This is a genomic window from Actinoplanes sp. NPDC000266 (assembly GCF_042899005.1).
Lineage (GTDB): Bacteria > Actinomycetota > Actinomycetes > Mycobacteriales > Micromonosporaceae > Actinoplanes.
In genome coordinates, this window is record NZ_JBIAZI010000005.1 from 320,455 (window position 1) to 333,067 (window position 12,613).

Consider the following 12,613-nt stretch of genomic DNA (forward strand, 5'->3'; position numbering starts at 1 on the left):
CCGATGCTCCGATGACCGAGCTTCCCGACGGCTGGAGCCTGCGCCGGCCCACCCTCGACGACGTGCCCGCGATCCTCGAGCTGGTGCACGCCAGCGACATCGCCGCTCTCGGCTATCCCGATTTCAGCGCCGACGAGGTGCGCGAGTCGCTCACCGAGCCCAACACCGACATGGCGCGCGACGTCTGGCTGGCGCTCGACCCCGGGGGCACGATCCTCGGCTGGGCCTTCCCGGTGAACGCGGCCGCCATCGCCCGTGACTTCGTCGAGGTGTACGTCTGGCCCGAGCGCGGCCGGCCGGCCATGGTGCCGCTGCTCGAGATCATCCTGGCCCGGGCGGCCGAGCGGGCGGTCGAGTTCGGCCACAGCCCGTACGAGGTGCGGGCCGGCGCCGTGCCGACCGAGGAGCCCTACATCCAGGCGCTGACCGACCACGGCTTCACGTTCCTCAAGCAGAACGCCCGCATGCAGATGTCCCTCGACGGTGTGCCGCACACGGCGCCCGCGCCGCCCGAGGGAGTCACCGTCCGCACGGTCCGGCCCGACGACGACGCCGACATGCGGGCCGTGCACAGCGTCATCCAGCAGGCGTTCCTCGACTCCGACCACCGCACGGCCGACTACGAGGCCTGGCGCAAGGTCCTCGACGAGGAGCCCGCGCACGTCTACGACGAGTGGTTCGTGGCCGAGGTCGACGGCCGGGTCGTGGGCGCGCTGGAGTCGTCGGCCGACAACGGCGAGGCCAATGACGAGGGCTTCGTGAAGAGGCTGGGGGTGCTCTCGGCGTACCGCAAACGCGGTCTTGGAGAGACGTTGCTGCGCCATGCCTTCGCCGTCTACGCGCGCAAGGGCTACGCCAAGGCGGGGCTGGGCGTCGATCTGTCCAACCCGACCGAGGCGGCGCGGCTCTATCTCGCCGTCGGCATGAAGCCGCTCTACGAGGCCAACATCTATCAGAAGTTCATTTAGGGCGTCTCGGGCGACGACGTGCCGGTGGGGCGTGAGCGCAGCTCCTGCACGTAGTCGTCCGGCGCTCCGGCCTTCTCGGCCGCGTTGGCGATCTCGGAGAGATACCACGCGGTCGGCAGGCCGCCCTCGTAGCCGGTGAAGACGTACACCCACGCGCTGAATTCGCCCTCGAGCGTCGAGACACGCACGGTGACCTTCTGGTACGCCTCGGCGGTCACGCCCTCGACCTCGTCGAGCTGAGCGGCGTCCCAGGGGTGCACGTCGTAGAGCGAGACGAAGACCCGGTCGCCGGGGGACTCGACGATCGTGGTGACCGCGCCCTCCCAGCCTAATTCCCCCTCACCGGCGAAGGTCAGGCGCCAGCCTTCTATCCACCCCACGCCCACCATGGGCGAGTGCGGACAGTAGGCCCGCATGCGGGCGGGGTCGAGGTTCGAGCCATACGCGGCGTAATGACGCACGGCGATGACGATAGCCCGATCGGGCGGTGGTGGAGAATACAAGGAGTGCGTGTCGGCACATTGGCAGCGTGGAGGGAAGTGTCGTGAGTCGGATCGTGATCATCGGTGGGGGACCGGGCGGGTATGAGGCCGCGTTGGTGGCGGCTCAGCTCGACGCGGACGTCACCCTCGTCGAGGCGGACGGTCCGGGCGGCGCCTGCGTCCTTACCGACTGTGTGCCGTCGAAGACCTTCATCGCCAGCTCCGAGGTGATGACCGGCTATCGGGAGAACGAGCGCTTCGGCATCCGCTCGGCCGGCCTGGACGGGGTCACGGTCGACGCGGCCGCGGTCAACGAGCGGGTCAAGAGGCTGGCGCTGGCCCAGTCCGGCGACATCCAGGCCAAGCTGGTCAAGGCGGGTGTCGACGTGGTGCACGGCCGGGCCCGGCTGGGCGAGGACACTCTCGGCCACACCCACCAGGTGCTGATCACGCCCCACGACGGCGAGACCTATGCCGTGGACGCCACGACCGTCCTGCTGGCCACCGGCGCCACCCCGCGGGTGCTGCCCACGGCCCGGCCCGACGGCGAGCGGATCCTCGACTGGCGCCAGCTCTACGACCTCACCGAGCTGCCGTCCCACCTGATCGTCATCGGCTCCGGTGTGACCGGCGCCGAGTTCGCCAGCGCCTACCTGGCCATGGGGGTCAAGGTCACGCTGGTCTCCAGCCGTGAGCGGGTCATGCCGCACGAGGACGCCGACGCCGCCATGGCGATCGAGCGGGTCTTCCGTGAGCGCGGCATGACCATTCTCAGTCAGGCCCGCGGCCGCTCGGTCGAGAACACGGGGGACGGCGTCAAGGTCACCCTCGGCGACGGCAAGGTCATCGAGGGCTCGCACGCGCTCATCGCGGTCGGCGCGGTCCCCAACACGGCCGATCTGGGTCTCGAGGAGTACGGGGTCCAGGTCGGCGACGGGGGCTACGTGACCGTCGACCGGGTCTCGCGCACCAACGTCCCCGGCGTCTACGCGGCCGGCGACTGCACCGGCGTCCTCGCGCTGGCCAGCGTGGCCGCCATGCAGGGACGCATCGCGATCTGGCACGCCATGGGCGAGGCGGTCGCCCCGCTGCGCCTGCGCACCGTCGCGGCCAACGCCTTCACCGACCCCGAGCTGGCCACCGTGGGCGTCAGCCAGAACGACGTGGACGCCGGCCGGGTGCCCGCCCGGCAGGTGATGCTGCCGCTGAGCGGCAACGCCCGGGCCAAGATGGCCGACCTGACCGACGGCTTCGTCAAGCTGTTCTGCCGTCCCGCCACCGGTCAGATCGTCGGCGGCGTGGTGGTGGCGCCCAAGGCGAGCGAGCTGATCCTGCCGATCACCATGGCGGTGGAGAACAACCTGACCGTGGACCAGCTGGCCCACACGATCACTATCTACCCGTCGCTGTCGGGCTCGATCGCGGAAGCGGCGCGTCAGCTGATGCTGCACGAACTTCAGTGACGGTCTCTTCGGCGTCCTTCCGGCCGCCGAAGATCGCCAGGATCCACCCGGCCGTGCCGAAGACGACGGCCGCCGTGGCCGCGACCGCGAACAGGCGCCAGGCCGACTGGGTGAGCGCCGTTCCGCCGACGTGGCCGACCAGACCGCCGTACGTGCCCCAGGCCAGCGCGGCCAGGCCGTCGTAGAGGATGAACAGCTTGAGCGGGTAGCCCCGGCGGCCGGCGTGGAACCCGGCCGCCATGCGGCCGCCGGGCACGAAGCGGCAGAGCAGCAGCACGAGCGGGCCAGGCCGGCGCAGGCCGCGGGTGAAGCGCTCGGCCGCGCGGCGGGTCTTGGACTCCTCTTTGGCCCCGTCGTCGTGCTTGGGGCCGTAGCGGGCGCGGAGCGCGGCCAGACGGCCCGAGCCCAGATCGCCGCTCGACCGGCCCAGCACGCTCGACCGGCCCAGCGTGTAGGCGATCGAGTCGCCGGTGAACATGCCGAGGGCGCCGACGGCGATCACGAGGGCGAGATTGAGATTTCCGTAGACAGTCAGCGCGCCGGATGTGATCATGATCGCCTGGATCGGTACCACCGGAATCATCGCGTCCACCGCGAGGAAGCCGAAGAGAGCAAGGTACGCCCACGCCGGTGTTGCCATCATGGTCAACAGTTCGGTCATGGGTCCTTTACCTCGCGGGTGCTAGGGGCCTCTCGGGGATTGTCCGTGGAGGCACCTGAGAATGTGCTGTGTTTCAGGATGCTCCTGATCAGGGCCGGTCGGCGGTGATGCCTGACACGGTATTGTCTCGATCTCCCGAGCGCTCGCGGTTTTTCCGCCCGCCACCGCGTCTTGTCCTATTTGTCACCAGGCAAGTTTTCCGCTCGGGCTCCTCGGGCGTACCGTGAGGTTGCCGGAACGCCGGGTCCCCCGTTCTCGGTGTGCCGGCCGGCGGGCCGTCGGTAGGTCCCGTACCGGCGGCCCGCCTCCTAGTCTGTGTGGGTGCCCGTTCTCGTCGCTCCCGTCCTCGACGTCCACAAGTCCTTTCTGGAGGCCATGGCCGAGTACGAGGCGGAGGGCCGGGGCGCTCCGGGCGATCACAGCAACATCGGCAGCGACCTGCGGGTGTGGTCGGCCACGTGGTCGCGGCCCGAGGTGTTCCGGAGCTTCGTCGACGGGCTGCGCGCGCAGGCGCTCGAGGAGACACCCCGTCCGGCCAGCTTCGTGCCGACCACCGTGCTGTGGTGGATCGAGGGTGTCCAATATCTGGGACGGCTGAACATCCGGCAGCGGCTCGCTCCGGGCGTGACCGGCCAGCGTAACGGGCATATCGGATATGACGTACGCCCCTCGGCCCGCCGCCAGGGGCACGCCACCGCGATGCTGGCCACCGCGCTGCCGATCGCGGCCGCCCTCGGCCTCGACAAGGTGCTCGTCACGTGCGACGACGGCAACGAGGCGTCCCGGCGAACCATCGAGCGCAACGGCGGCGTGCCCGACTCGCCGATCGGCGAGAAGCTGCGCTACTGGATCACGACCGCTCGTTGAGCTGACGGAACATCAGCGCGCGCTTCGGTCAGTCGATGGTGCAGACGACCGCGCCCGCGGTGACCGTCTCGCCGACGGCGAGGGACAGGCCCGACACCGTGCCCGCCTTGTGGGCCTGAAGGGGCTGCTCCATCTTCATGGCCTCGACCACGACGATGACGTCGCCCTCGGAGACGGTGTCGCCGTCGGCCACCGCGACCTTGACGATCGTGCCCTGCATGGGCGCGGTCAGGGCCGCGCCGCCCGCCTGACCGCCCTGGCCTCCGCTGCCGCGCTTCCTGGCCGCCGGCGCCTTCGAGCCGGCCGGGCGGCTGGTCAGGAGCTGGGCCGGCAGCCGGACCTCGAGCCGCTTGCCACCGACCTCGACCACGACGGTCTCGCGCTGCTCCGGCTCCTCGCCCGCGGCCGGGGTGGTGAACGGCTCGACGCCGCCGGCCCACTCGGTCTCGATCCACCGGGTGTGCACGGTGAACGGCTCGCTGGTGAAGGCCGGGTCGCGCACGACGGCCCGGTGGAACGGCAGCACGGTCGCGATGCCCTCGACCACGGTCTCGTCGAGCACCCGGCGCGAGCGCTCCAGCGCTTCCTCGCGGGTCGCGCCGATCACGATGATCTTCGCCAGGAGCGAGTCGAAGTTGCCGCCGACGACGCTGCCCTTCTCGACGCCGGCGTCGACCCGGACACCGGGGCCGAGCGGCCACGCCAGCTCCGCGACCTGGCCCGGCGCCGGGAGGAAGTTGCGTCCCGGGTCCTCGCCGTTGATCCGGAACTCGATGGCGTGCCCGCGCGGGATCGGATCCTCGGAAATGTCCAAAGTGGCGCCATCAGCGATGCGGAACTGCTCGCGGACGAGGTCGACGCCCGCGGTCTCCTCGCTGACCGGGTGCTCCACCTGGAGGCGGGTGTTCACCTCGAGGAACGAGATCGTCCCGTCCTGCCCGACGAGATATTCGACGGTGCCCGCGCCGTGATAGCCGGCCTCGCGGCAGATCGCCTTGGCGCTGGAGTGGATCGAGGCACGCTGCTCGTCGCTCAGGAACGGCGCCGGCGCCTCCTCGACCAGCTTCTGGTGGCGGCGCTGGAGCGAGCAGTCGCGGGTGCCCACGACGATCACGTTCCCGTGTGTGTCGGCCAGGACCTGCGCCTCCACGTGGCGGGGCCGGTCGAGGTAGCGCTCGACGAAGCACTCGCCGCGCCCGAAGGCGGCCACCGCCTCGCGGGTCGCGCTCTCGAACAGCGACGGGATCTCCTCGATGGTCCGCGCCACCTTGAGCCCGCGGCCGCCACCGCCGAACGCGGCCTTGATCGCCACCGGCAGGCCGTGTTCCTGGGCGAACGCGATGATCTCGTCGGCGCCGGCCACCGGCTCGGCCGTGCCCGGCACCAGCGGGGCGCCCGCCCGCTGCGCGATGTGCCGGGCGGTGACCTTGTCGCCCAGATCGCGGATCGCCTGCGGGGCCGGGCCGATCCAGGTCAGGCCGGCGTCGATCACCGCCTGGGCGAAGTCGGCGTTCTCGCTGAGAAACCCATAGCCCGGGTGTACGGCGTCGGCGCCGGCCCGCTCCGCGATCTCGATCAGCTTGTCGACGCGCAGATAGGTATCGGCGGCGGTCTCTCCGCCCAGCGCGTACGCCTCGTCGGCGAGCCGGGCCGGTAATCCGTCCCGATCACTGTCGGCGTAGACGGCGACGCTGGTCAGCCCGGCGTCCTGACAGGCCCGGATGACCCGGACGGCGATCTCGCCCCGGTTGGCGATCAATACCTTGCGCACGGGCTGAGCCTAGCCGGACTTTTATGCTGAGATGGTGTCCGCTACGCGCATGATGATTCTCGGCCTGGTCCAGTGGATGCAGCCGGTGCACGGTTACGACGTCCGCCGTGAGCTCCTGAGCTGGAGCGCCGACAAGTGGGCGAACGTCCAGCCCGGGTCGATCTACCACGCCCTGCGCAAGATGACCGAGGAAGGCCTGCTCCGCGAGGTGGTGACGGAGCAGGTGGGGGCCCGCCCGGCCCGTACGACGTACGAGATGACCGAGAAGGGCGACGCCGAGTTCCAGGCCCTGCTCCGCAAGGAGTGGTGGAACCTCGCGCAGATGACCGATCCCTTCATGGCGGCCTTCTCTTTCCTGCCGGCCCTGCCCCGGGAGGAGTCGGCGGCCGCGCTGCGCAACCGGGCGACCCAGCTGCGTGCCGCGGTGCACCAGCTCGAGGCGGCCATGTCGGCCGACTGGGCCGACAAGAAGCCGATGTACGTGAGCTGGATGTGGGAGCGGAGCGTCGCCATCTGGGAGGCGGAGATCGCGTGGTGCGAGCGGACGGCCAAGCGGATCGAGACCATGGACGACCTATTCAAGTTTGACTAGTAAAAGTTGACCGTCGTACGCTGCCCGCATGATTGAGACTCGCGGGTTGCGCAAGTCGTTCATCTCGCGCCAAGGGCGCGACAAGAAGACCGTCGAGGCCGTCCGCGGTGTCGACCTGGAGGTGGCCGAGGGCGAGATCTTCGGCTTCCTCGGCCCGAACGGGGCCGGCAAGACCACCACCCTGCGGATGCTGGCCACGCTCATCGAGCCCGACGGCGGCACCGCCACGATCGCCGGCGCCGACCTGCGGGCCGACCCGGGCGAGGTGCGGCGGCGCATCGGATATGTCGCGCAGGGCGGCAGCACCTGGGACGACTCGACCGCCCGGGAAGAGCTCGTGTTGCAGGCCCGGCTCTATGGCATCGGCAAGGCCGATGCTCTGGTCAGGGCCGAGCGGGTGCTCGAGGGCTTTCAATTGAGCGAGTACGCCGACCGGAAGTGCAAGACGTACTCGGGCGGCCAGCGCCGGCGCGTCGACATCGCGCTCGGCATCATCCACGAGCCCAAGGTCGTCTTCCTGGACGAGCCGACGACAGGACTGGACCCGCAGAGCCGGGCCCACATGTGGGACGAGATCCGACGGCTGCGCGCGGAGGGCATGACCGTCTTCATCACGACCCACTACCTGGACGAGGCCGACGCGCTCTGCGACCGGATCTCCATCATGGACAACGGCGAGATCGTCGCCTCGGGCACGCCGGCCGGCCTGAAGAGGGAGATCTCCGGCGACGTGGTCCGGGTGGGCCTGCCGGTGGATGCGGTGGCGGCCGCGGCGCAGGCACTGACCTCCTACAAGCTGGAGACGTACGAGGACAACGTGCGCCTGTACGTGGAGGACGGCGCCGTGGCGATCCCGCAGATTCTGCGCGCTCTGGACGCCGCGTCGGTTCCGCTGGGCACGATCGAACTGCACCGGCCCAGCCTCGACGACGTGTTCCTGACCAAGACCGGCCGATCGCTGCGGGAGAACTGACATGAAACTGCTGCGCGACACATCGCTGATCTTCAACCGGCAGATGCAGCTCCTCCTGCGCAACCCGGTCTGGATCTTCGTGGGCGTCTTCCAGCCGGTCATGTACCTGCTGCTGTTCGCGCCCCTGCTGAAGCCGGCCCTGCAGGTGGGTTCGAACGCGGAGGCGTACGAAATCTTCGTACCCGGTCTGCTGGTCCTGCTGGCCATCTTCGGCGGCCTGTTCCAGGGCTTCGGCCTGATCGCCGAACTGCGGGCGGGCGTGATCGAGAGGTCCCGGGTGACGCCGGTGAGCCGCCTGGCCCTGCTGCTGGGCCGGTCGCTGCGCGACGTGGTGTCACTGATCGCCCAAGCCGTGATCATCACGCTGCTGGCCCTGGTTTTCGACCTGCGGGTGTTCCTGGGCAACCTGCTGCTGGCGTACCTGATGCTGGCCTTGATCTCCCTGATGACCTCGGCCCTGAGCTACGGGGTGGCCCTGGTGGTGAAGAGCGAGGACGCGCTGGCGCCGCTGATGAACACGGTGGCCCAGCCGGTGCTGCTGCTGAGCGGCATCCTGCTGCCGTTGACGTACGCGCCGGGCTGGCTCCAGGGCATAGCCGACTGGAACCCGTTCTCGTGGGCGGTGAACGGAACGAGGGCCCTGTTCCGGGGCGATCTGGGCGCACCGGACGTGTGGCAGGGCCTGCTCATCATGGCGGTGCTGGCAGTAGCGGCGGTGGCGTGGGCGGCGCGGGAGTTCGCCCGGAGCGTCCGTTAGTCCGCGTTGTTCCACAGGGCGATGATCGGAACGCCCATCTCGGCGAGGAGCGTGCGGAGCAGAGGCAGCGAAAGCCCGATGACGTTGCCCGGATCCCCTTCGATCCGGTCGACGAATGCTCCGCCGCGCCCGTCGAGGGTGAAGGACCCGGCGACATGCAGGGGTTCCCCGCTGGCGACGTAGGCCTGGATCTCGTCATCACTGATGTCAGCGAAATAGACGGTGGTGGTGCCGACGGCCTCGGCCTGCTTACCGGTGACAAGGCTGGTCAGATGGTGCCCGGTATGAAGCACACCGGACCGCCCGCGCATCCGGAGCCACCGTTTGGTGGCTTCGTCGGCGTTGGCCGGCTTCCCGAAGATCTCACCTTCAAAGGCCAGAACAGAGTCACACCCGAGTACGACAACACCGGGATCAGCGTTGAGTTGGGCGGCGATGGTGCGAGCTTTCATGCGGGCAAGGGCCAGGCACAGCGAGGAGGCGTCTTCGGCCTCCACGACAGACTCGTCCACCCCACTGACCATCACATCGGCCTGAATGCCGGCCGCCGCAAGAAGCTGCCGCCGAGCCGGACTGGCAGATGCCAAAATCAGCCGATACGCGATGTCCTGTTCCTTCTGCACGCCCCGAGGCTACAAGTCAAACACCCACGAAGCAGCACACCGCACGGCGTTTCCCCCACAGACCTAGACCCCACGACCACGCCGCCGCCGAAGAAGAACGAAGAGGAGAGCACCACCAAGCGCCACAACAGAGGCAATCCCGCCGAAGAGAAGCCCCCGCCCACTCCCAGCTTCGTCAGCTTGAGGTTGAGCGGCCCCCACAGCACTGGCAGCGCCCCCAGGGGCGCTCGTCACAGTGGCAGGACCAGCGGTGGTGGGCGCCGCCGAGGCTTCACCTTCAAGGGGCGGCACGTCAGCGGTGAGCGCCTTCACTAGATTGAGTCGCCCAAAGCCGCATTCATTGTCCCGCCCGGGCGCCCCGATATCATCAGCAGTGGCCGTAAGCCGGTGAACAACTTCTTCAGCCGAGAGCTGAGGAAATTTAGCCCGGACTAGCGCTGCGGCGCCGGAGGCAATGGCCGTTGCTGGCGACGTGCCACCAATATCGACGTATCGGCTTTTAGGCTCAGCAGTCGTTATGTCGATGCCGGGAGCGCAGATCGTCACTTTAGTTGTTTTGAGTGACGAGGAGGAATACTTTCCGTTCTTGCCCACGGACCCGACCGCAAGGACGCCGTCCATCGCTGCGGGGAATCCCACGATTGTGGACGTAGAACTGTTTCCTACAGATGCAACTACAACAACGTTTTCCTTCAAGGCCTTCGCTGTGGCGGTTTGAACGTCGAAAGAGGGCCCGATTGCTGCTGAAATATTGATTACATCTGCACCTTGGTCTATTGCCCATTCCATGCCCGCTGCCATCTCGGTTGCCGGGGCGATATTCTTCGAGTTGGATATCTTTACGGGAAGGATCTCGGCTGAGGGCGCGAGGCCGAGGACCCCGTTGGTTCCGCGACCGTGGGCGGCAATCAGCGCGGCCATCTCCGTGCCGTGACCGGCTCGGTCATTTTGACCGCTTCCGCTCTCTCCGGGAACGAAACTTCTCCCGGAAAGTAGATTTTTCTTCAGATCCTGGTGCGGGTAGGTTCCGGTGTCAACGACTGCAACCTTTATCCCGGCGCCCTTGGTGATACTTTGCGCGTCAGTCACCTTGAGCGTGCTCAAATACCACTGGTCGTTGCGAAAGCTGTCAGCTTTTGCTGGGCTCGCAGGGATTGTGACTGTTGCAAGAATGAATGCCGACGCTGCTGCCACGGACTTGCGTTGCATTGTCAGAGTCCGATCGCAGGCCCGGGATCGATCCGCCGCTCTCGCGACGGTTCTACTACAGGGTCTACACCCTCAGCTGTCTGCCATGGGTTATTTGGATCCCAGCGGGTTCCCTCGTCATTATCCATTCGTCCCGAGCGGCGAGGCGTGCCCTGTCCATAAGGCATAGTGCTGCCGCTCATGTGTTCCGGGCCGGCTAGTGCACGTATACCTGGCCGGGTTCCGGGGCCGCCGCCAATCACGCCGCCCACTGGGTTGATGCGGTTCACTCCTGGGCGAGTCGCCCCGGGCTGGCCGAGGCCCCCGCCGGGTACTGCGCCGATCATCCCGCCGGGCGGCATGGCATGGAGACCGCCTGGGTTAGGGCTCCCAGAACGGAATGCGCCCTCCCGTGGGGTGGAGATCCCGCGGCCCACACCTGTCGCTGGAGGCTGAGTTAAGGGCGTCCCGCCGGTCGGAAGAGCCCCGACTGGCGGTGTAAGCAGGCCTGGGTTCGGCAGAGGCCCCGGCGTGCCGCCCTGAAAGCCAGGTGTAGGCGCTAGCCCGGTGGAGGGTGGTGCCGATGGGGGGACAACGGTCGGGTTCGTCCCGCCGAGGATAAGGCCGGGCTGGGTGGTGCCGTGGCCGGGTTGCGGACTGCCTAGCCCGGGAAGTATGGCGCCGGCGCCCGGCTGGTTGCTTAGCGGTGGCGGGGCCACTGCAGGAGCATTGGTTGGGAAAGCTATATCCGGTCGTCTCGATGACACGCCACCCGAGCTGTCGGCGGCGAAGCTTGGCGTGATCGGCGGGATAGGCGGTGCCACGTAGGTGGAGCCGTCGTTGATCTGCGAAGCGTCATCAGTAAATTTCGGCTGGTAAGGGGTTGGTGTTCTGATGCTGACCTGAGCTAAAGCCAAGTCGCTGCTTACGGTGCTTAGTAGGGCTGCTGCCTTCTGGCGCAACTCCTCCTGGCGGCCGTCTGCTACCGGGGGCTTTTCGGTGGAAGTTATGCCTGGGTCGGCCTTCTGGGCCTGCAACTGCTGCGCGTTGAACGTGTTCAGCAATTGGGAGTTGTTTGTGTACTCGTCGTAGATGGCCTGGATGTCTTTCTGGGCCAAGCTGATCGACAACGTTGCTGAGGCGAAGGCGTCGTGGTTGGCGATTGCTGCCTCGTACGTGTCGTCGAGGTTTTTGATCAGTTCGTCCAGGCGGGCCAAGTAGGCGAACGCCGCCTCGTTCTTCTCTGGGGGCCAGACTGCGGCCAAGTTGTCTCGGTAGTTCTGGACCTGCCAGCGATGTTCCGTGATCAGGTCGGCTGACTGCTTCCAGCCTGTCAGCAGCTCGTAGTGGGCCGCCGTGTCGGGCTGCTGGATCAGCGTCTGCATGTAGTCGACGGTCATCGCGTACCAGTTGGTGCCGCCCCCGCCTCCGCCGTCCGCCACCAGCATCAGAGGTCTCCCTCGACGGTTGTGGTCTCGGGGATGCCGTACTTGTCGAAGGCCTTTGCCACGTCGGTGACCTTTGCGTGGGAGAAGGCGTCGGAGCCGGCGTACTTCTTGCTTATGTCGGCCGCGGCCGAGGCGAAGCCCTGGGTGCCGTTCGCGTAGTTGTACACGTTCTGGTGGGTGACGTCCTGCGCCTCGCGGTGGGCCGTCAGGAACGACGCCAGCTCGGCGAAGGTGAAGTCGAGAGGTGACAACGGGGTGCCCATCGAGGCCGAGACGCTCTCGAGATGGGGCGCGTAGCTGTCCTTGACGTTGGCGGCCAGCTTGGCGGCGAACTGTTCCATCGCCTGGATGTCGGCCTCGATCTGGCCGAAGTCGGTCGTGCCGTAGTCGCGCAGCCACGCGGGGCCGAGATCCTCCTCAGGAATCATCGCCATCCTCCCCCGAAGATCGGAACAAAACCGGACCAGCGTGGGTGAGCGTAGTCGGTTGTCGCCAGCCTCGGGGGAGCCTGTGGACAGTGACGGATGATGATCTAGCGAGGTTGCGCCGAGGCTCGCCAGGAGGCCGGGCGTATCGACGGCCGTGCGGACCGGGCCCACGCCGACGCCTCGATCGGCGGCTGCTCCCCATCCACTGCGTTGGATGCCGCGGCCAGTACGGTGACCAGCGCGGCCAGCTCAAGATCGGTCGGTTCGCCGCGCACGACGCTGACCAGCGGTTCCGTATCCATCGACCGAGCGTACGACGTCAACAGGGAGATCCGGTGACACGTATCCCACACTCGGCTGATCGATTCGCTGTCGCTCGACAGGACCGGGTA

Annotated in this window: 14 protein-coding genes; 6 read left to right on the forward strand and 8 right to left on the reverse strand. The window is 67.8% G+C overall.

Annotated features, from left to right (window positions below):
- The first annotated feature begins 11 nt into the window (after positions 1-11).
- Positions 12-968, forward strand: coding sequence for a GNAT family N-acetyltransferase (locus tag ACFY36_RS22050; RefSeq protein ID WP_499747838.1), 957 nt, complete (start codon positions 12-14; stop codon positions 966-968).
- On the opposite strand, the gene ACFY36_RS22055 is transcribed toward ACFY36_RS22050, so the two are convergent.
- On the reverse strand, positions 965-1,429 hold the full coding sequence (locus ACFY36_RS22055; protein WP_499747839.1) for a gamma-glutamylcyclotransferase: 465 nt from the start codon (positions 1,427-1,429) through the stop codon (positions 965-967). The two genes, ACFY36_RS22050 and ACFY36_RS22055, sit on opposite strands and share 4 nt — an antisense overlap.
- An 83-nt stretch (positions 1,430-1,512) precedes the next feature.
- Between ACFY36_RS22055 and ACFY36_RS22060 the strand changes: the two genes are divergently transcribed.
- A complete protein-coding gene (locus tag ACFY36_RS22060; RefSeq protein ID WP_499747840.1) occupies positions 1,513-2,913 on the forward strand; it encodes an NAD(P)H-quinone dehydrogenase in 1,401 nt (466 codons plus the stop codon).
- On the opposite strand, the gene ACFY36_RS22065 is transcribed toward ACFY36_RS22060, so the two are convergent.
- Positions 2,843-3,574, reverse strand: a complete 732-nt coding sequence (locus ACFY36_RS22065; RefSeq protein WP_499747841.1) for a DedA family protein — start codon at positions 3,572-3,574, stop codon at positions 2,843-2,845. The two genes, ACFY36_RS22060 and ACFY36_RS22065, sit on opposite strands and share 71 nt — an antisense overlap.
- A gap of 321 nt (positions 3,575-3,895) precedes the next feature.
- Here ACFY36_RS22065 and ACFY36_RS22070 point away from each other — a divergent pair, with 321 nt between their 5' ends.
- Positions 3,896-4,441, forward strand: a complete 546-nt coding sequence (locus tag ACFY36_RS22070; protein WP_499747842.1) for a GNAT family N-acetyltransferase — start codon at positions 3,896-3,898, stop codon at positions 4,439-4,441.
- Between the two features lie 28 nt (positions 4,442-4,469).
- Here ACFY36_RS22070 and ACFY36_RS22075 read toward each other — a convergent pair whose 3' ends face one another.
- Entirely contained in the window at positions 4,470-6,212 is a 1,743-nt protein-coding gene (locus tag ACFY36_RS22075; RefSeq protein WP_499747843.1) for an acetyl/propionyl/methylcrotonyl-CoA carboxylase subunit alpha, read from the reverse strand.
- Positions 6,213-6,246: 34 nt separating this feature from the next.
- On the opposite strand from ACFY36_RS22075, the gene ACFY36_RS22080 reads away from it, so the two are divergent.
- The 3 genes from ACFY36_RS22080 to ACFY36_RS22090 are packed head-to-tail and all read left to right on the forward strand — an operon-like array spanning position 6,247 to position 8,534.
- Positions 6,247-6,804: a PadR family transcriptional regulator gene (locus tag ACFY36_RS22080; protein ID WP_499747844.1), complete on the forward strand. Its 558-nt coding sequence runs from the start codon at positions 6,247-6,249 to the stop codon at positions 6,802-6,804.
- Between the two features lie 28 nt (positions 6,805-6,832).
- Positions 6,833-7,777 (forward strand): ATP-binding cassette domain-containing protein, encoded by a 945-nt coding sequence (locus tag ACFY36_RS22085; RefSeq protein WP_499747845.1) that lies wholly within the window; start codon positions 6,833-6,835, stop codon positions 7,775-7,777.
- Position 7,778: 1 nt separating this feature from the next.
- Positions 7,779-8,534, forward strand: a complete 756-nt coding sequence (locus ACFY36_RS22090; RefSeq protein ID WP_203768556.1) for an ABC transporter permease — start codon at positions 7,779-7,781, stop codon at positions 8,532-8,534.
- Here ACFY36_RS22090 and ACFY36_RS22095 read toward each other — a convergent pair.
- From ACFY36_RS22095 to ACFY36_RS22115, 5 genes are all read right to left on the reverse strand, one after another.
- On the reverse strand, positions 8,531-9,157 hold the full coding sequence (locus tag ACFY36_RS22095; protein ID WP_499747846.1) for a Maf family protein: 627 nt from the start codon (positions 9,155-9,157) through the stop codon (positions 8,531-8,533). The genes ACFY36_RS22090 and ACFY36_RS22095 overlap by 4 nt on opposite strands.
- A 63-nt stretch (positions 9,158-9,220) precedes the next feature.
- Complete coding sequence (locus tag ACFY36_RS22100) at positions 9,221-10,366, reverse strand: S8 family serine peptidase (protein ID WP_499747847.1); 1,146 nt, start codon at positions 10,364-10,366, stop codon at positions 9,221-9,223.
- Positions 10,367-10,368: 2 nt separating this feature from the next.
- Entirely contained in the window at positions 10,369-11,745 is a 1,377-nt protein-coding gene (locus ACFY36_RS22105; protein WP_499747848.1) for a hypothetical protein, read from the reverse strand.
- 47 nt (positions 11,746-11,792) lie between these two features.
- Positions 11,793-12,221, reverse strand: a complete 429-nt coding sequence (locus tag ACFY36_RS22110) for a hypothetical protein (RefSeq protein WP_499747849.1) — start codon at positions 12,219-12,221, stop codon at positions 11,793-11,795.
- Between the two features lie 104 nt (positions 12,222-12,325).
- Entirely contained in the window at positions 12,326-12,523 is a 198-nt protein-coding gene (locus ACFY36_RS22115; protein WP_499747850.1) for an acyl-CoA carboxylase epsilon subunit, read from the reverse strand.
- Between the last annotated feature and the right edge of the window lie 90 nt (positions 12,524-12,613).